The sequence below is a fragment of the Acidovorax sp. A1169 genome (assembly GCF_030704685.1).
Lineage (GTDB): Bacteria > Pseudomonadota > Gammaproteobacteria > Burkholderiales > Burkholderiaceae_C > Acidovorax.
The window spans coordinates 336754-354444 of record NZ_JAUZDX010000004.1; the positions used below are offsets into that span (position 1 = coordinate 336754).

The window sequence follows — 17691 nt, forward strand, 5'->3', positions numbered from 1 at the left end:
GAGTTCTTCATTGTGGCGCGATGGTTGCCGCACGGGCCTGGGCAAAGGCAGCAGCCGCACTCTCATGCAGGGCATGCCGGCCTGCGGACACACGCTGTACGCCGCCGGCCCACAGGCCGTGCAGCGCACTGGTACGGTGGCTGCCGAACACATGGGCCGAGAGCATGGCTTCGATCGGCAACCCGGCAAGCGCAATGTGCGCCGGGTCCAGCACCGCGAAATCGGCCTGCTGGCCCACGGCCAGACCCGCCACAGGGCGGCCCGATGCCTGCGCCCCGCCCTGCACGGACGCGAGCCACATAGCCGTGGCCACCTGGGGCTGCGCAGCGCTGGCCAGGACGTTGCGCTGGCGCAGCGACAGGCGCTGGCTGTACTCCAGCATCAGCAATTCCTCGGCCGCATTCACGCAGGCATGGCTGTCGGAGCCCACGCCCCAGGCACCGCCATGGCCCTGCCACAGCGGCATGTCGAAGATGCCGTCGCCCAGGTTGGCCTCGGTGGTCGGGCAGATGCCGGCCACGGCACCGGTGCGCGCGGCATCCGCATACTCCTGCGGCGCCATGTGCGTGGCATGCACCAGGCACCAGCGGGCGTCCACGGCCACGTTGTCGAGTAGCCACTGAACGGGGCGCTGGCCGCTCCAGGCCAGGCAGTCTTCCACCTCCTGGGTCTGCTCGGCGATGTGGATGTGAATGGGGGCGTGGGCATCGATGGCGGTGAGGCCCTGCACGGCGGCGGCCAGGCTGTCGGGCGGCACGGCGCGCAGCGAGTGCGGCGCCAGGCCCAGGCCAGCACCCTGCGCCTTCGCCAAGGGGGCCAGGCGCTCCAGCAGCGCCAGCATGCTGTCGGTGCTGCGGATGAAGCGCGCCTGGTCCGCACGCGGCGGCCTGGCGCCAAAGCCGCTGGTCTGGTAGAGCACCGGCAGCAAGGTTATGCCGATGCCTGCATTGCGCGCCGCGCGCAGCAGCGCGAGCGACAGCGTGGCATCGTCGGCATAGGGACGGCCGTCCTGGTCGTGGTGCACGTAGTGGAACTCGCAGACGGAGGTATAGCCCGCCTCGAGCATCTCAACATAGAGCCAGGTGGCGATGGCCTCGAGCGACTCGGGCGTGATCTGCGCCGCAAAGCGGTACATGAGGTTGCGCCAGCTCCAGAAGCTGTCCTGGCTTTCGCCGCGGTATTCCGTGAGGCCCGCGAACGCACGCTGGAAGGCATGCGAATGCAGGTTGGGCATGCCCGGCACCACGGGCCCCGTGGCGCGTGGCGCGGCGCCAGCCGCCCTGCCCGGCGCCACGGACTGCAGGCGGCCCGCGGCGTCCCACTGCAGCAGCACGTCGCGCGCCCAGCCACCGGGGAGCAGTGCGTGTTCGGCAAACAGCAAGTTCGTACTCATGCCGCCACCTCCAGGATCTCGGCCAGCGCTTGCGCAAAGCGCGCGTTTTCGGCCTCGGTACCCACCGAAACGCGAATGAAGGACTCGAAACCCGGCTCCTTCCAGGGCTTGGTGATGAGGCCGCGGGCCAGCAGGGCCTCGTTCACCGGGCCATTGGGCCGGCCGATGTCCAGAAACAGGAAGTTGGTGGCCGAAGGCGCAATGCGAACGCCCGCCAAGGCCTGCAGGCGCCCCAGCAACACGCCGCGCAGGCGCACGGTCTCGGCCACGCTCTGGCGCATGAAGGCCTCGTCGCCCCAGGCCGCCAGCGCCGCAGCCTGGGCGGCATGGTTCACGTTGAAGGGCGTGCGCACCCGGTCGAGCAATTGCACCAGCGCTGCGTCGCTGGCCAGGCCATAACCCACGCGCAGGCCCGCCAGGCCCCAGGCATTGGAGAAGGTGCGCAGCACGATCCATGGCGCGGCACGGCCACGCAGCAGGGCCAGCACGTCGGGGTAGCTTTGCGCATGGCAGGCGTACTCGTAGTAGGCCTCGTCCACCACCAGCAGCGTGTGCGCGGGCGTGGCCGCAAGCAGGCGCTCGAACTCCTGCGCCGTGAACATGCAGCCCACGGGGTTGGAGGGATTGGCCAGCATGGCGATCTTGGGGCTGCGCGCCAGCGCTTCGCACCAGGCATCCACGTCGAAGCCGAGTTCGGGCGTGAGCGCCAGCAGCTCGACCTGCGCGCCCATCATGCGCGGGTAGATCTCGTGCAGGCCGAAGGCCGGGCGCTGGGTGAGCACCCGGTCGCCCTGCGACAGGAAGGCCTGGCACAGCATCTGCAGGATGTCCTCGGAGCCATTGCCCACGACGATGCGATGCGATTCAATGCCTGTGCGTGCCCCGATGGCCGCACGCAGCGCGGTGCAGTTCGCATCGGGGTAGGTGCCCACGCGCGCTGCCAGGTCCACCAGCGCGCGCGCCACGGCGGGGCTGGCGCCGTAGGGGTTCTCGTTGCTGGCCAGGCGCGCGATCTCGGTCACGCCGTAGCGCTGGCGCACGGCATCGGACGACAGGCCGGCGTTGTAGGCGGGCAGCGGGGCCACCTCGGGGCGGGCCAGGGCTTCAATGGCGGATGCAGCAGCGTTCATAGGTCGAATACCTTGCCGGGGTTCATGAGATGGAGGGGGTCGAGCGCCTGCTTGACGGCGCGCATGGCAGCCAGTTCGGCCGGTGTGCGGCTGGCGTGGAGGTAGGGCTTCTTGTGCAGGCCGATGCCATGCTCGGCCGAGACGCTGCCGCCAAAGGCCGCCACCTGGGCGTACACCAGTGCCTCGACTGCGGCCTCGTCACCGCCCACGGTGGAGGCATCGGTGGAGAGGTGCAGGTTGCCGTCGCCGATATGGCCGAAGAACACCGTGGCATGCCCGGGCCAGCGGGCGGACAGCGCGGCACGGCATTCCTCGGCAAACCGGCCGATGTCGGCCTGCGGCAGACTCACGTCGAAGTTGATGGGTGGGTGCATGTGCGCGGGCAGCTCGGCCGTGGCCTCGCGGATCTTCCACAAGGCTTGCGCCTGGGCCTGCGACTGGGCGATGGCGGCATCGATGGCTTCACCGGCCTCCATGGCCTCGCCCAACACTTCTTCCAGCGCGTCACGCAGGCCGGCTTCGTCCTGGCCGCCGACGTCGATGAGCGCAGCAAACGGGTGCGGCGCCTCGAACGGCTCGCGCAGCGTCTGCCAGCGCAGCGAGGCCTCGACAAAATCGCGCCACATGAGCTCGAAGGCCGAGAGCGCACCCGGAAAGCGACCCTGCAGCCGGCCCAGCAGCGCCAGCGCCGCATCGAAATCGGGCAGCGCCACCAGCGCGGTCGCCTTGGCGCGCGGCAGTGGCCGCAGGCGCAGCAGCGCGCGCGTGACCACGCCCAGCGTGCCCTCGGCGCCGATGAACCACTGCTTGAGGTCGTAGCCCGTGTTGTTCTTGAGCATGGGCCGCAGCATGGGCAGCAGCGTGCCGTCGGCCAGCACCACCTCCAGGCCCAGCACCTGCTCGCGCACCATGCCGTACTGCAGCACGCCATTGCCGCCGGCATTGGTGGACACGGCCCCGCCCACCTGGGCCGAGCCGCGCGCACCGAAGTCCACGCCGAACTGCAGGCCCACGGCGAGCGCGGCCTCCTGCACCGCCTGCACGGTGGCACCGGCCTGCACGGTGAGCGTGGCAGAGCGTGCGTCCACCGCCTCGATGGCGTTCATGCGGTCCAGCGACAGCGCCACCCCGCCCGCGCAGGGCACGGCCGCCCCGGCCAGACCGGTGAGGCCGCCCTGGGGCACCACGGGCACGCGGTGGGCATGGCACAGGCGCAGCAGGACCGAGACTTCCTCGGTGCTGCGCGGGAGCACCAGCGCCAGCGGTGGCACGGGGGCCGTGCCGCTCCAATCGGTATGGTGGCGCGGGGGCACGGCAGCGCCCACCTGCACGCGGTCGGCACCGAGCGCCTCGACCAGCGCTGCCAGGAATTCGCTGTGCGTGGCCATGGGCTCAGGCCCCTTTCACAATGCGCCCCTGGCGCACGATGGTGCGCGCGGGCTTGTGGCCGAACCAGTAGGCCAGCTCCGCCGCATCGGCAAAGGGCCAGAGCACGAAGTTGGCCGGCCGGCCCGATGCGATGAGGCCATGCGTGTCCTGCAGGCCCAGCGCGCGCGCGGCGTGCGTGGTGATGCCGGCCAGCGCCTCGGGCACCGTCAGGCGGAACAGCGTGCAGGCCATGTTGGCCATGAGCAGCAGGCTCAGCGCGGGCGAGGTGCCGGGGTTGTGGTCGGTGGACACGGCCATGGGCACGCCAGCCTCGCGCAGCGCGGCGATGGGCGGTAGGTGCGTGTCGCGCAGCGTGTAGTAGGCGCCGGGCAGCAGCACGGCCACGGTGCCTGCGGCCTTCATGGCGGCAATGCCGTCGGCCGACAGGTGCTCGATGTGATCGCACGAGAGCGCGCCGTAGCGCGCGGCCAGCGCGGCCCCGCCCATGTCGGACAACTGCTCCGCATGAAGCTTGACGGGAATGCCCAGCGCGCGCGCGGCCTGGAAGACCTGCTCCGTCTCGGCCAGCGTGAAGGCGATGCGTTCGCAGAACACGTCCACCGCATCCACCAGGCCTTCTGCAGCCAGCGCAGGCAGCATCTCCTTGCAGACCAGGTCGGTGTAGTCCTGGCTGCGGCCCGCGTACTCGGATGGCAGCGCATGCGCGCCGAGGAAGGTGGTGCGCACCGTCACGCCCAAAGCCTCGCCCAGACGGCGTGCCACGCGCAGTTGCTTGCGCTCGTGGTCCAGCGCCAGGCCGTAGCCCGACTTGATCTCGATGGCGCAGACGCCCTCGTCCAGCAGCGCCTGCAGGCGCGGCAGGGCCAGGGCGAAAAGTTCATCCTCGCTGGCCTCGCGCGTGGCGCGCACCGACGAGACGATACCGCCGCCGGCCCTGGCCACCTCTTCGTAGGTGGCGCCCGCCAGGCGCATCGCGAATTCGTTGGCGCGCTGGCCGCCATAGACCAGGTGGGTATGGCAGTCCACCAGGCCGGGTGTGGCCAGGGCGCCCCGCGCGTCGAAGCGCGGCAGCGCATTCCAGGCGGCGGGCCAGGCGTCCTCCGGCCCCACCCACTGCACGGTGCCGCCCTGCACCACCACGCAGGTGGCCGCGCCTTCGGGCACAGGCAGGTCGGCAGTGCACAAGCCAGGGGCTGGGCGCAGGCCGATCCAGATGCCATCGGCAGAGGGATGGCTTTGAGGGGTGGGGATGGTGGTGGTTGTCATGGGCAAACAGTCAGTCGGAGGGTTCCATGTCCAGGTCGATCCAGGCCAGCGCAGGGTCAGGCTGCCCTTGCGCCGGGGGGTCCAGGGGTTCCAGCGCATTTTCTGCGGTGCCATCGCTCCACCACAGCCCCTGGCCGGGTTCCAGCACGTCCTCGCCGCAGCGCCAGCGTCCGCGCAGCACCATGCACAGGCCGGCGCGCGTGCGCCCTGCCACACGCGCATGGCCGGTCACCTGCAGGCCGCCATGCCAGCGGCCCCGGCGCACCATGAGGTTGAAGTCGGTGGATGGGCCGCCCAGCATGTCGCAATCCACGGCGACATCGCCCTTGAAGGCCAGCGGCTGCCAGGGCTGGTCGAGGTCATGGTCCAGTTGGCCGTCGTTGGAGCGCAGGTGCACCCCGTCGCCGTCGAGCAGCATGATCTGCCTGTCCACGCCCGGGAAGGCCGAGAACGGGCCCGCCTGGGCAATCGTGGCCACGCTCACGCGCCACTCGAAGCCATCCATGCCCGCGCCCTGCGGCCAGCAGGCCAGTTCGCGGGTGCTGCCGCCACCGTTCTTCCAGGGCACGCTGGGGGTGGAGGCCAGGTCGAAGAACTGGACCATGTTCAGGCCTCCTGTCCAGGGATGGGGAACAGCAAGGCCATGGGGAGTGAGGCGGTCATCGGAAAAATCACTTGTGTCGTTGTCAGTCAATGCAGAACCAGTTGGCGCGAGATGCGCGCCGCGGCCACCACGGCCATGCGGATCAGGGCTTCTTCCTGCCCGCTGGCGCGCACGATGGGTGCCATCAGCGTGATGGCCCCCACGGACTGACGCGAGGCGCCGAACAGGGGCACGCTGCAGCCCCAGACGCCGGGGTCCACCTCGCCGGCGGTCATGGCAAAGCCTGCCTTGCGGATGGCATCGGTCTCGCGCTGCGCGGCATCGCGTTCGGGCGTGCCTGCGCCCCATTGGCTGTCGAGCACGGCAGCGCGCACCGCCTCGGGCAGGTGGGCCAACACGCACTTGGCCGAGGCCCCGGCGCGCAGGGGCACGCTGCGACCCTTCTCGAAAGAGCAGCGCAGCGAATGCTGGCTCTCGACCATGTCCAGGCAGATGGCCTGGTCGTTCACGGCGACGATCAGGCCCACGCTCTCCTGCGATTGCTGGGCCAGATCCACCATGTCGGGCCGGGCCTGGCGCACCAGGTGCGAGGCCAGATCGAAGCCCAGTGCCAGCTGCAGGCTCAGCGGACCGGGGGCATAGAAGCCATCGCTTTCGAGCACGAAGCCCCAGCGCTTGAGCCGCGCGAGCTGGCGGTACAGCGTGCTGCGCGCCAGGCCGGTGCGCTCCATGAGTTCGGCCGCAGGCATGGACTTGCCCTGCTGGGCCAGCACGGCCAGTACCTGCAGCACCCGGTCGGCTGTGGGCACGGCGGGCAGCGTTGGCGCGTCCTTGGGCATGTCTCAGGGCCTCGGTACGGATGCTGTATGGCCTGTGATCAGCGCACCATGGGCAATTTGAGGCCCTGCTTCTTCGCGGTGGCCACGGCGAGGTCGTAGCCGGCATCGGCGTGGCGCATCACGCCGCTGCCGCTGTCGTTGACCAGCACGCGCGCCAGGCGCTCGGCTGCTGCATCGGTACCGTCGGCGACGATGACCATGCCCGAATGCTGCGAGTAGCCCATGCCCACGCCACCCCCGTGGTGCAGGCTGACCCAGGTGGCGCCGCCCGCAGTGTTGAGCAGCGCGTTGAGCAGCGGCCAGTCGCTCACGGCGTCGGTGCCGTCCTTCATGCTCTCGGTCTCGCGGTTGGGGCTGGCGACCGAGCCGGTATCGAGGTGGTCGCGGCCGATCACGATGGGGGCCTTGAGCTCGCCGTTCTTCACCATCTCGTTGAAGGCCAGGCCCGCGATGTGGCGCTCGCCCAGGCCCAGCCAGCAAATGCGCGCCGGCAGGCCCTGGAAGCTGATGCGCTCGCGCGCCATGTCCAGCCAGCGGTGGGTGTGCGTGTTGTTCGGGAACAGTTCCTTGATCTTGGCGTCGGTCTTGTAGATGTCTTCCGGGTCGCCCGACAGCGCCACCCAGCGGAACGGGCCCTTGCCCTCGCAGAACAGGGGGCGGATGTAGGCCGGCACAAAGCCCGGGAAGTCGAAGGCGTTCTTCACGCCCTCGTCGAACGCCACCTGGCGGATGTTGTTGCCGTAGTCCACCGTGGGCACGCCCATGGCCTGGAAGTCGAGCATGGCTTGCACATGCACGGCGCAGCTCTTGGCGGCAGCGGCAGTGAGCGCCGCATGGCGCGCAGGGTCCTTCATGGCGGCCTGCCACTCGGGCACGGTCCAGCCGCTGGGCAGGTAGCCGTTGATCAGGTCGTGCGCCGAGGTCTGGTCGGTCACCAGGTCGGGCTTGATGCCACCGGCCTGGGCGCGGCGCACCAGCTCGGGCAGCACGTCGGCGGCATTGCCCAGCAAGGCGATGGAGACGGCTTCCTTGCGCTCGGTGTGGTGCTGGATCAGGGCGATGGCGTCATCGATGTCCTTGGCCTGCTTGTCCACGTAGCGGGTGCGCAGGCGAAAGTCGATGCTGCTTTGCTGGCACTCGATGTTGAGCGACACGGCGCCGGCCAGCGTGGCGGCCAGCGGCTGCGCGCCGCCCATGCCGCCCAGGCCGGCCGTGAGGATCCACTTGCCCGCCAGGCTGTTGCCGTAGTGCTGGCGGCCGGCCTCGACGAAGGTCTCGAACGTGCCCTGCACGATGCCCTGGCTGCCGATGTAGATCCAGCTGCCGGCCGTCATCTGGCCATACATGAACAGGCCCTTCTGGTCGAGTTCGCTGAAATGCTCCCAGGTGGCCCACTTGGGCACCAGGTTGGAGTTGGCCAGCAGCACGCGCGGCGCGTTGGCATGGGTCTTGAACACGCCCACCGGCTTGCCCGACTGCACCAGCAGGGTCTCGTCATCGTTCAGGTCCTTGAGCGAGGCCAGGATCTGGTCGAAGCACTCCCAGTTGCGCGCCGCACGGCCGATGCCGCCGTAGACCACCAGGTCCTGCGGGCGCTCGGCCACCTCGGGGTCGAGGTTGTTCTGGATCATGCGGTAGGCCGCCTCGATGAGCCAGTTCTTGCAGGTGAGCTCGGTGCCGCGCGGCGCGCGGATCACGCGCGTGGGATCGTGGCGAGGATCGGCGGAGGTGGCGGACAGGATGGCGTCGTTGGCGTTCATGGTGATCTCCTGGTCAACGTTGGTGCGAATAAAACGGTTGAATGGACAAGCTCAGGCGTGGCTGGGCAGGCACAGGGTCAGGGGCGCAGGCCAGGCGGATTCGAGCGCCCACAGGCGCATGGCCTCGATGTCGGGCGCCAGGTAGCGGTCCTGCTCCAGGAAGGCCACGCGCTGGCGAATGGCGGCCAGCTGCGCCTCGATGAGCGCGGAGCTCTTGAGCCAGGGGGTTGCGGCGGCGCCCGGTGCAGGCACGCGCTCGAAATCGATGCCCTGCGCGGCGGCCATGGCCTCGATGCCGACAATGACGGCGGTGTTGCGCACCATGTCACCGAGGCGGCGTGCGCCGTAGGTGGCCATGGACACATGGTCCTCCTGGTTGGCCGAGGTGGGCAGGCTGGTCACGCTGCTCGGGTGGGCCAGGCACTGGTTCTCGGCCGCGAGCGCGGCGGCGGTGACCTGGGCGATCATGAAGCCCGAGTTCACGCCGCTATCGCGGATCAAAAAGGCTGGCAGACCGGACAGGCCGGTGTCCAGGAGCAGCGCCATGCGGCGCTCGGAGATGGCACCGATCTCCGACACGGCCAGCGCGATGATGTCGGCCGCGAAGGCCACCGGCTCGGCGTGGAAGTTGCCGCCCGAGATCACCTCGCCCGTGTCGGTGAACACCAGCGGGTTGTCAGATGCCGCATTGGCCTCGATGCGCAGCACGCGCGCGGCGTGCGTAAGGTTATCGAGGCACGCGCCCATCACCTGGGGCACGCAGCGGATGGAGTACGGGTCCTGCACCCGGCCGCAGTTGGGGTGCGAGGGATCGATCTCGCTGCCGTCGAGCAGCGCGCGCACGGCCGCCGCCACGGCGATCTGGCCCACCTGGCCGCGCGCCTCGTGGATGCGGGCATCGAAGGGCTTGACCGAACCCTTGATGGCTTCGAGCGACAGCGCGCCCGACACCAGGCCGGCGGCCAGCACGCTCTCGGCGCCGAACAGGCCCGCCAGCGCCAGCGCGGTGGACACCTGCGTGCCGTTGAGCAGCGCCAGGCCTTCCTTGGGGCCCAGCACGAAGGGATCGAGGCCCACTGCGGCCATGGCTTCGCGGCCGGAGACCAACTGGCCATTGACCTTGGCCTGGCCTTCGCCGATGAGCACGCAGGCCATGTGGGCCAGCGGCGCCAGGTCGCCCGAGGCGCCCACCGAGCCCTTGGCCGGAATCACGGGCAGCACGTCGGCATTGGCCAGCGCCAGCAAGGCGTCGACCAGGGCCGGGCGCACGCCCGAATGGCCGCGCGCCAGGCTCACGGCCTTGGTGGCCAGCACCATGCGCACCACCGGATCGGGCAGCGACTCGCCCGTGCCCACGCTGTGCGAGAGCACCAGGTTGCGCTGCAGCTCGGCCAGGCGGTCATGGGCGATCTTGGTGCTGGCAAGCTTGCCGAAGCCGGTATTGATGCCATAGACCACCTGATCTTCGTCCACGATGCGTTGCACGGTGGCTTCGGAGGCCTGCATGCCGGCCAGGGCTGCAGGGTCCAGCGACAGGCGCACGCCACCAGCGCTCAGACGGCGCAGTTCGGCAAGGCTCACCTGTCCGGGGCGCAGCAGCAGGGTGCTTGGGGATACAGAGGTTGCAGTGGTCATTGGTTGATCCTGTATATACAAGTTGGCACAAGCGAAAAATGGAGGCTCGCAGCGGGCAAACCCCAGGAAATCTATTCAAAAACCGGGTTGCCGTCCGCCCGGAAGCGGCTCCCCAGCCGGTAGCGCGATGACGGGTGCAGGCAGCGCACCATGGTCACGGGTACACCCCGGCTCCAGGTGCGCCGCGTGAGCAGCAGGCAGGGCTGGGCCGGGTCCATTTCGAGCAGCAGGGCCTGGTCGGCCGTGGGCAGCACGGCATCCACCACATGCTCGACCTGGTCGAAGGGCACGTTGCGCACCAGGAATTCCGAGGGCTGCAGCAGCGTGAAATCCTGCTGCGCGAACTGGGGCACCACGCGCGGGTTCACGTAGCGGTCTTCGAGCTGCACGGGCAGGCCATCCTCCAGGTGCACGCAGACGGCGTGGAACACCGATTCGCCGGTGCGCATGTCGAGCGCCGCCGCCACCTCCATGGTGGCCGAGACGCGCTCCACGGTCAGCACCTTGCAGCGGTAGTCGTGCCCGCGCTGGCGGATCTCGCTGGCCAGGTTGGCGATCTGCAGCAAGGTGGACTGGGGCTTGTCCTCGGCCACGAAACTGCCCACGCCCGCAACGCGCACGATGCGACCCTGCTCGGCCAGCTCGCGCAGGGCGCGGTTCACCGTCATGCGCGACATGCCGAACTGGGTCACCAGGTCGTTCTCGGACGGCAGGCGGTCGCCGGCCTTCCAGGAGCCGTCCTGGATCTTGCGCGCGATGTGGTCCTTGATCTGCTGGTACAGGGCCAGTGCAGACGCCTCGGGCTGCGCAGCAGACTGCTGCGTGGCCTTGGGGCGGGCGGAGGAAGCGGTGGACATGGTGGTAGAGGGCTGGACCGGGTGGCTCAGTGGGCGTCCGCGGCCATGGATTCGGCGCGGATTTCCTCGGTCAGGCGCGCCTTGAGGTCCATGAACTCGGGCGAGGTCTTGATCGTGTAGTGGCGCGGGTGCGGCAGGTCCACGGCCAGCTCGGTCTTGATGCGGCCGGGCCGGGCGCTGAACACCGCCACGCGGTTGGCCATGAAGATGGCCTCGTCGATGTCGTGCGTCACGAACATCACGGTCTTGCGCTCGGCCTCCCAGATACCCAGCAGCAGTTCCTGCATGAGCACGCGGGTCTGGTTGTCCAGGGCGCCGAAGGGTTCGTCCATCAGCAGGATCTTGGGATCGTTGGCCAGCGCGCGGGCAATGGCCGTGCGCTGCTGCATACCGCCCGAGAGCTGCTTGGGGAAATGCTGCTCGAAGCCGCGCAGGCCGACCTTGGCGATGAAGTAGTCGGCGCGCTCCTTTTGCTGCGCCTCGGGCATGCCGCGCTCGCGCAGGCCGAAGCGGATGTTCTGTTCGATGGTCAGCCAGGGGAACAGCGTGTAGCTTTGGAACACCATGCCCCGGTCGGCGCCCGGGCCTTCCACGGGGCGGCCACCCAGCAGCACACGGCCCGAGGTGGGGTGGTCCAGCCCAGCCACGATGCGCAGCATGGTCGACTTGCCGCAGCCCGAGGGACCGAGGATGGTCACGAAATCGTTTTCTTCGACGTCGAAATCCACGGGCAGCAGGGCCTGGGTCACCTGCCCCTTGGGGCTGACGAAGGTGCGCGAGACACCTTGGATGGACAGCAGCGGGTTCATCGCAGGGCGCTCCATGCAAACAGACGGCGGTTGACGAACTTGAAGAAGGAATCCGACACCAGCCCGATGAGGCCGATGACGATGATGCCGAAGATGATCTGGCCGGTGTTGAGCAGCGCCTGGCTGTCGGTGATCATGTGGCCGATGCCTGAAGAAGAGCCGATCAGCTCGGCCACGATCACATAGGTCCAGGCCCAGCCCAGCACCAGGCGCAGGGTTTCGGCGATGTCGGGTGCGGCACCCGGGATCAGCACGCGGCGCACGATGCCGGTGGGCGTGGAGCCCAGCGTATAGGCCGCCTCCACCAGGTCCTTGCGGGCATTGCCGACGATCACGGCCACCATCAGGATGATCTGGAACACCGAGCCGATGAAGATCACCAGCAGTTTCTGCATTTCGCCCAGGCCTGCCCACAGGATCAAGAGGGGAATGAAGGCCGAGGCCGGCAGGTAGCGGCAGAACGATACGAAGGGCTCCAGGAACGCCTCCACCCCCTTGTGCGCGCCCATCGCGATGCCCAGGGGCACCGCGACGATGGCCGCCAGGATGAAGCCTCCGAGCACGCGCCACACGGTCATGCCGATGTCGTGCAGGAAGCCGAACTCGGTGAACAGCAGCCAGCCTTCCTTGGCCATGGTAACGGGGCTGGCCAGGAACGTGGGCGATACGAAGCCCCCCAGCGTGAACACGGACCAGGCGGCGAAGAACAGAATGAAAAACGCCACTCCCAGGACCAGCCGCGTGCGGGTGCTCACAGGTTCTAGCGGGGCCAGGGCCCGGCGGCGAGGCCGCTCGGGCTCCAGCACAGGTGCAACACCCATCACGCGACTCATGGTTCGATCCTTTGGTGGTTGCTTACTTGATGAAGCTGTCGTCGAACATCGCAGGGAAGTTCTCGGGCGCCTTGCGGATCACGCCGGCTTCGAGCAGGATGGCGCCGGCATCCTTCATGAAGGACGTGAGCTCACCCGCAAAGAACTTCTGGTTCGCAGCCTTGTCCTGCCAGCGCAGGAAGGCCGACGACTTGGCGAAGGCCTCGCCCGTCTGTTTGACGGCGGCGCCCATGATCTCATTGGACTTGGTCGGGTCGGCCTTGATCATTTCCAGCGCGTCGAAGTACGAATTGGTCAGTGCCTGCGCGGCCTTGGGGTTGGCCTTGAGCCACACGGGGTCGCAACCCACGGTGTCCATCACCATCGGGTATTCGATGGTGGTGGCCAGGATCTTGCCGGCCGCAGGGTTGGCGCGCACGGTGGACAGGTAGGGCTCGTAGGTCATGGCCGCGTCGTTCTGGCCCGAGACGAAGGCCTGCGCGGCCGGCTGTGGCTCCAGCGAGACGATCTTCACGTCCTTGAGGCTCATGCCGTTCTTGGACAGCATCCAGGCCAGGCCGAAGTACGGGGCGGTGCCCGGTGCGCTCACGCCGATGGTCTTGCCCTTGAGGTCGGCAAAGCCCTTGACGTCGTTGCGCACGGCCAGGCCGTCGGCGCCGTAGGACTTGTCGAGCTGGAAGATCTGCACGATGGGCACGCCGTTGGTGTTCCAGGCGACATGGGTCTCCACCGTGGTGGCCGCGCACTGGATGGCCTTGGAGGCCAGCGCCAGGTGGCGGTCCTTCTGGGGGATCATCTTCAGTTCCACGTCCAGGCCGTTCTTCTTGAAGATGCCGGCCTTGTCCGCCAGCGTCAGCGGGGCGAAGCCCGTCCAGCCGGACATGCCCAGGACTATCTTGGTCTCCTGGGCCTGGGCCGGTGCGGCCAGTCCCACCACGCACGCAACCGCCGCTGCCAGCGACGCCATCTTCACAACCGTTCGGCTCATCATCAGCTCCTGTAGGGGAAAAAAGTACTTTTGTTCATCCGCAGGGAAACAGGCCTTGCTTCCTGGGTCCGATGATGGAGGTTCTATCGTACCTGTCTATACAGGGTAAACGCTAGGAAACCGGACCCTCGGCCCCAAGAAACCGCCCCGCTTCCCGTCTCTTGGGAACGCCTCGCGGCACCTCCCATGGTCGGGCCCGCTCGGGGCGCTGGCCGGTGTTCCGCCGGCACGGGGATTTAGCAAATTGCGGGCCAGCGGCAGGCCACTCGTGGCGCACCAGGACAGTGCAGCCAGCGCACCATCTGCACGGCACGGTCTGCACCATGGACAGGTCAGGCCGAGCCCAGGCGCGCAACAGGCCGGCCGCCCTGGCCAGCCCGATTGCCCCAGGGGGCATCACATCCCGGCCGGCTCGCCTGGCAGTGTGACCTTGACCGACAGGCCCGGCGAGGCATTGCGCAGCTCGAACTGCCCGCCATGGGCCTGCGCCACCAGGCGGCACAGGTACAGCCCCAGCCCCACACCACCGGTGGCGCGCTGGCGCGCGACGTCGGGGCGGTAGAAGGCCTGGGCCATGCGCGCCAGGTGCTCGGGCGGCACGCCGGGGCCATGGTCGCGCACCTCCAGCTCCACACCCGTGGGGGTGCTGCGCAGGTGCAGCTCGGGCGGTGATGTCGTGGGCTCGCAGTGGCGCAGGCTGTTGTCCAGCAGGTTGCGCAGCACCAGGCGCAGGCGCCCGCGGTCCAGCGCCAGCACGGGCAAGGCCGGGTCGGAGATGACCACGATGTCGTCGGCGCAATCGTGGCGCACCTCCAGCTCGGCGATCACCTCGCGCGCCAGCTCGGGCAGGTTGGTGGGCTCGCGGTGCAGGGCGGCATGCCGGCCCGCCAGGCGCTCGCTCTCCAGCAGGTCGGAGATCAGGTGCGCCATCTCGCCCAGGTCGCGCATCAGCGCCTCGCGCTGGGGCCCCACGTCGGGGCCTTCGGGCAGCAGCTCGGTGTTCAGGCGCGCACGGGTCAGCGGGCTGCGCAGCTCGTGGCTCATGGCCAGCAGCAGGGCGCGCTTGGCCTCCAGCATCTGGTGGATGTCCTCGCCCATGGTGTTGATGGTGACGGCAAGCTGGCCCAGCTCATCAGGCCGGTGGGCATGGCGCACCGGGATGGGTTCGCCAAAGTCGCCCTCGCCAAAGCGCCGGGCGCCGCGGCGGATGTCGTCGAGCGGGCGCAGCAGGTGGCGCACGTAGACATACGACAGGCCGGTGAGCAGCAGCAGCACCGACAGCGTGACCCAGGCCACGCGCGGCTTTTGCTCCCAGGTCATGGCGTTCAGGCCGAATTCGATGAAATGCCCATCTGCCGTCGTGCGCTGCAGCAGGCGGTGGCCCTCGTCGCCGTCGTCCAGCCAGCGCTCCTTGGGGTTGCGCGGGCCGCGGTCGCGCATCCAGTCAGGGCGCTGGATGTCGGGGTGCGAGACCCAATTGACCACCGGCCCTTCGATGCGCAGGTGGATCGGCAGGCGCTGCACGATGGCCTGCGCCCGCTCCACGCTGGGCGGGGTGCCGATCTCACCGGTGAGGCGGTCCACGTAGTCCATGAGCAGCGGCCGCGCCGCCTCGCGCCAGCCGACCGACAAGGCCTTCTGCACGCCCCCCACGAAGGTGATGGTGGTCATGCAGGCCAGCACCAGGAACAGCAGCACCAGGCGGATGCGCAGCGAGTGCCCGACGGCATCGCGCGCGCGCCGGTGCCACGGGCAGGGCTGGCCATCCTCGCCATGGCGATGGTGGTGGCGCCACCAGCCGCGCCGCCCAGTTTGCGGTGGCTCCCCGGGGAGCTGTGCCGCTGCGCTGCGGCCCCAGCGCCTCATGGCGGTGCCTTTCGCAGTGCCAGCGAGTAGCCGGCATTGCGCAGCGTCTTGATGCAGTCCAGCGGTTCGAGCTTCTTGCGCAGGCGGCTGACCACGATGTCCACCGCCCGGGTGTAGAGCTCGGCCTCGTGGCCACGCAACTGGTTCAGGATGTCGTCGCGGCTGAACACCCGGCCCGGCTCGCGTGCCAGCAGGTGCAGGAGGTCGAACTCGGTGCCGGTCAGCTCCACCGGCTCGCCCTGGCGCAGCACGCTGCGGCGGGCGGCATCGATGTGCAGGCCTTCGAATTCCAGCGGCCCATGGGCCTGCCCGTTGCCCGGCCCGTCGCTGCGCCGCCGGCGCAGCACCGTCTGCAAGCGCGCGACCAATTCGCGCGGTTCAAACGGCTTGGGCAGGTAATCGTCGGCCCCCAGCTCCAGCCCCACCACCCGGTCCATCACGTCGCCGCGCGCGGTGAGCATGACGATCGGCAGATCACCCTGCTTGCGGATGGTGCGGCACAGCTCGAAGCCATCCATCTCGGGGAGCATCACGTCGAGGATGGCGGCATCAAAGCCGCCCGCCGCGAGCTGCGCCAGCCCCTCGCTGGGCCTGAGCGCATGCGTGAGCTCCAGCTCGAAGCGCTGGAAATAGATCGCCAGCGGGGGGCCGAGCTGTGCGTCGTCATCGATGAGCAGGATCCGGTGCATGGGGCCGATTCTTACATTGACAGCGATTCGCCCAGGGCACGGTGCCGAACGATCAATTGGCGCAGGCGGTGCTTGGCGCCCGTGTGCAGGGCGTCGAAGCGGTCGGCCGCGTCCAGCAGCGCAGGCAGCGTCAGGGCGGCATGCTCGGGTTGCCGGGCCACCAGGCCCATGGCGTGCTCGCGGTCGAAGCGCGGACCCCAGACCAGCGACATCAGCTCGTCATGGGGGTCCGGCACGCCCGCCAGAAGGCGGGGGCCATGCATGCGCATACGCTGGGTCAGCGTGTGGATGGGTTCCAGCGTGGGTGACATGCGGGGCTCCTTCCTGCGCTCAGCCGCGGGACATCCAGCCGCCGCCACCATGGCGACCACGCTTGTCCATCATCTCGCGCACCTTCTGCTGCTGTGCGGGGTTCAGGCTGTCGTAGAAGTCGGCCATGGCGGCGATCACCTCGGGGCTGGCGGTCTGCAAGGCACGGGTCTTCTCTTCCATCAGGGCCTGGGCGCGGGCGCGGTCGAAGGTGGCGCCGGCGACGATGGCCTGCACCTCGGCGCGCGGATCAGGGGTCTTGCCCTTGAACGCAGCGCGCTGGGCCTGCAGGGTGTCGGCCAGGGAGTTGAGCTTGAGCTTCTGCGCGTCATTGAGGTCCAGCTTGCTGCTCACGCGGTTGACGACCTTGCCACGGATTTCGGCGATCTTCTCGGGGCCCATCTCGCCATGGCGGTGGCCCGCGCAGGCGGTCAGCCCGCCCAGGACGATGGTGGCGCCGAACACGCCGGCCAGGGTTTTCTTGATCCAGGGTTTCATGGTGCAGTCCTTTCATGGACGGTGTTGAACATGGGTCCTATGGTGCGCCTGGGCCGTTTTTGGGGGGTCTCGGGGCAGTTTCGGTTTATTTCGGAATGTATCTACCGGAGGAAACATGGTGCACGGCTGGCTGTCCATGCTGGCTGCGTGCCTTGGTTCAGGGCGGAGGCCGGGTCTCGGCCCGGCAGCCGAGGCACTTGTTCTTTGCTTCGCCAAAGAAAAGTGCCCAAAAGAAAGGCGACCCCGCTGCCCGTGTCCCCACTCGCCTGGCGGCGAGTGGGGCAGCCTGCGATGCTCGGGCCTGGGGGTGCACCGCGGAACTCGCTGCGTTCCCCCTGCGGGCGAACTCCGCTCGGACAGCCGCGGTGAGTCAGTTCACGATGCGCGTGTCCTTCGGCACGCGCTCACCCCAGACCCTGCGCTTCTCGGCACGGTCAGAAGGGGGTGGGAGCGGGCTCCACTCGGGCCATTGCTTCGCTCGGCCCCAACTGCCTCGCTGCGCTTGGCCTGGACAGGGCGGCTGCGCCCCAACCGTCGGCAGCGCGCAGCGCGAACCGACCCCAGGCGCAGCTGCGCAGCAGCAGCCGGGTGGACCCCGCTCCCCACCCCTGCTGGCTGCGCCGAGAAGCGCAGGAGCTGGGGTGGGCGTGTGTGCCGAAGGACACACACGCTTCGTCATCTGACTTGCCGCAGCTGTCCGAGCGGAGTTCGAAGAACGCAGCGAGTTCTGCGGCACCACCCCAGCTCCGAGCATCGCAGGTTGCCCCCGTTCGCCCGACAGGGCGTACGGGGGACGCAGACTGGGGGTCGCCTTTTCTTGGCCCAC

General features: G+C 68.9%; 16 protein-coding genes. All 16 read right to left on the reverse strand.

The window, feature by feature from the left end:
- Window positions 1-7: 7 nt before the first annotated feature.
- On the reverse strand, window positions 8-1393 hold the full coding sequence (locus QYL93_RS10005; RefSeq protein ID WP_305743508.1) for a formimidoylglutamate deiminase: 1386 nt from the start codon (window positions 1391-1393) through the stop codon (window positions 8-10).
- Window positions 1390-2523 carry a histidinol-phosphate transaminase gene (locus tag QYL93_RS10010; RefSeq protein ID WP_305743509.1) on the reverse strand — a complete coding sequence of 378 codons (1134 nt, stop codon included), beginning with the start codon at window positions 2521-2523 and terminating at the stop codon, window positions 1390-1392. Before QYL93_RS10010 ends, QYL93_RS10005 begins: the two co-directional genes overlap by 4 nt.
- Window positions 2520-3911 (reverse strand): FAD-binding oxidoreductase, encoded by a 1392-nt coding sequence (locus QYL93_RS10015; protein WP_305743510.1) that lies wholly within the window; start codon window positions 3909-3911, stop codon window positions 2520-2522. Before QYL93_RS10015 ends, QYL93_RS10010 begins: the two co-directional genes overlap by 4 nt.
- A 4-nt stretch (window positions 3912-3915) precedes the next feature.
- Window positions 3916-5178, reverse strand: coding sequence for an imidazolonepropionase (hutI, locus tag QYL93_RS10020; RefSeq protein WP_305743511.1), 1263 nt, complete (start codon window positions 5176-5178; stop codon window positions 3916-3918).
- A 10-nt stretch (window positions 5179-5188) separates the two neighbouring features.
- Window positions 5189-5782, reverse strand: a complete 594-nt coding sequence (locus QYL93_RS10025; RefSeq protein ID WP_305743512.1) for a HutD family protein — start codon at window positions 5780-5782, stop codon at window positions 5189-5191.
- An 86-nt stretch (window positions 5783-5868) separates the two neighbouring features.
- Window positions 5869-6621, reverse strand: a complete 753-nt coding sequence (locus tag QYL93_RS10030; protein ID WP_305743513.1) for an IclR family transcriptional regulator — start codon at window positions 6619-6621, stop codon at window positions 5869-5871.
- Window positions 6622-6659: 38 nt separating this feature from the next.
- Window positions 6660-8381: a urocanate hydratase gene (hutU, locus tag QYL93_RS10035; RefSeq protein WP_305743514.1), complete on the reverse strand. Its 1722-nt coding sequence runs from the start codon at window positions 8379-8381 to the stop codon at window positions 6660-6662.
- Between the two features lie 51 nt (window positions 8382-8432).
- Window positions 8433-10016, reverse strand: a complete 1584-nt coding sequence (hutH, locus tag QYL93_RS10040; protein WP_305743515.1) for a histidine ammonia-lyase — start codon at window positions 10014-10016, stop codon at window positions 8433-8435.
- 71 nt (window positions 10017-10087) lie between these two features.
- Window positions 10088-10873 carry a histidine utilization repressor gene (gene hutC / locus QYL93_RS10045; RefSeq protein ID WP_305743516.1) on the reverse strand — a complete coding sequence of 262 codons (786 nt, stop codon included), beginning with the start codon at window positions 10871-10873 and terminating at the stop codon, window positions 10088-10090.
- A gap of 26 nt (window positions 10874-10899) precedes the next feature.
- Window positions 10900-11682: an ABC transporter ATP-binding protein gene (locus QYL93_RS10050; RefSeq protein WP_305743517.1), complete on the reverse strand. Its 783-nt coding sequence runs from the start codon at window positions 11680-11682 to the stop codon at window positions 10900-10902.
- Window positions 11679-12515: an ABC transporter permease gene (locus QYL93_RS10055; RefSeq protein ID WP_305743518.1), complete on the reverse strand. Its 837-nt coding sequence runs from the start codon at window positions 12513-12515 to the stop codon at window positions 11679-11681. The genes QYL93_RS10050 and QYL93_RS10055 overlap by 4 nt, the downstream gene beginning before the upstream one ends.
- A 22-nt stretch (window positions 12516-12537) precedes the next feature.
- Complete coding sequence (locus tag QYL93_RS10060; protein ID WP_057269754.1) at window positions 12538-13503, reverse strand: ABC transporter substrate-binding protein; 966 nt, start codon at window positions 13501-13503, stop codon at window positions 12538-12540.
- Window positions 13504-13899: 396 nt separating this feature from the next.
- Window positions 13900-15369 (reverse strand): HAMP domain-containing sensor histidine kinase, encoded by a 1470-nt coding sequence (locus tag QYL93_RS10065; protein WP_305743519.1) that lies wholly within the window; start codon window positions 15367-15369, stop codon window positions 13900-13902.
- A complete protein-coding gene (locus QYL93_RS10070; protein ID WP_305743520.1) occupies window positions 15366-16058 on the reverse strand; it encodes a response regulator transcription factor in 693 nt (230 codons plus the stop codon). The genes QYL93_RS10065 and QYL93_RS10070 overlap by 4 nt, the downstream gene beginning before the upstream one ends.
- Before the next feature lie 11 nt (window positions 16059-16069).
- On the reverse strand, window positions 16070-16369 hold the full coding sequence (locus QYL93_RS10075) for a hypothetical protein (RefSeq protein ID WP_057203830.1): 300 nt from the start codon (window positions 16367-16369) through the stop codon (window positions 16070-16072).
- Between the two features lie 19 nt (window positions 16370-16388).
- Complete coding sequence (locus QYL93_RS10080) at window positions 16389-16865, reverse strand: Spy/CpxP family protein refolding chaperone (protein ID WP_305743521.1); 477 nt, start codon at window positions 16863-16865, stop codon at window positions 16389-16391.
- Between the last annotated feature and the right edge of the window lie 826 nt (window positions 16866-17691).

What these genes read in the sequence shown, in the direction of transcription:
- QYL93_RS10005 (WP_305743508.1), bottom strand. Translation starts at nt 1,393, where the DNA reads ATGAGTACGAACTTGCTGTTTGCCGAACACGCACTGCTCCCCGGTGGC.
- QYL93_RS10010 (WP_305743509.1), bottom strand. Translation starts at nt 2,523, where the DNA reads ATGAACGCTGCTGCATCCGCCATTGAAGCCCTGGCCCGCCCCGAGGTG.
- QYL93_RS10015 (WP_305743510.1), bottom strand. Translation starts at nt 3,911, where the DNA reads ATGGCCACGCACAGCGAATTCCTGGCAGCGCTGGTCGAGGCGCTCGGT.
- hutI (WP_305743511.1), bottom strand. Translation starts at nt 5,178, where the DNA reads ATGACAACCACCACCATCCCCACCCCTCAAAGCCATCCCTCTGCCGAT.
- QYL93_RS10025 (WP_305743512.1), bottom strand. Translation starts at nt 5,782, where the DNA reads ATGGTCCAGTTCTTCGACCTGGCCTCCACCCCCAGCGTGCCCTGGAAG.
- QYL93_RS10030 (WP_305743513.1), bottom strand. Translation starts at nt 6,621, where the DNA reads ATGCCCAAGGACGCGCCAACGCTGCCCGCCGTGCCCACAGCCGACCGG.
- hutU (WP_305743514.1), bottom strand. Translation starts at nt 8,381, where the DNA reads ATGAACGCCAACGACGCCATCCTGTCCGCCACCTCCGCCGATCCTCGC.
- hutH (WP_305743515.1), bottom strand. Translation starts at nt 10,016, where the DNA reads ATGACCACTGCAACCTCTGTATCCCCAAGCACCCTGCTGCTGCGCCCC.
- hutC (WP_305743516.1), bottom strand. Translation starts at nt 10,873, where the DNA reads ATGTCCACCGCTTCCTCCGCCCGCCCCAAGGCCACGCAGCAGTCTGCT.
- QYL93_RS10050 (WP_305743517.1), bottom strand. Translation starts at nt 11,682, where the DNA reads ATGAACCCGCTGCTGTCCATCCAAGGTGTCTCGCGCACCTTCGTCAGC.
- QYL93_RS10055 (WP_305743518.1), bottom strand. Translation starts at nt 12,515, where the DNA reads ATGAGTCGCGTGATGGGTGTTGCACCTGTGCTGGAGCCCGAGCGGCCT.
- QYL93_RS10060 (WP_057269754.1), bottom strand. Translation starts at nt 13,503, where the DNA reads ATGAGCCGAACGGTTGTGAAGATGGCGTCGCTGGCAGCGGCGGTTGCG.
- QYL93_RS10065 (WP_305743519.1), bottom strand. Translation starts at nt 15,369, where the DNA reads ATGAGGCGCTGGGGCCGCAGCGCAGCGGCACAGCTCCCCGGGGAGCCA.
- QYL93_RS10070 (WP_305743520.1), bottom strand. Translation starts at nt 16,058, where the DNA reads ATGCACCGGATCCTGCTCATCGATGACGACGCACAGCTCGGCCCCCCG.
- QYL93_RS10075 (WP_057203830.1), bottom strand. Translation starts at nt 16,369, where the DNA reads ATGTCACCCACGCTGGAACCCATCCACACGCTGACCCAGCGTATGCGC.
- QYL93_RS10080 (WP_305743521.1), bottom strand. Translation starts at nt 16,865, where the DNA reads ATGAAACCCTGGATCAAGAAAACCCTGGCCGGCGTGTTCGGCGCCACC.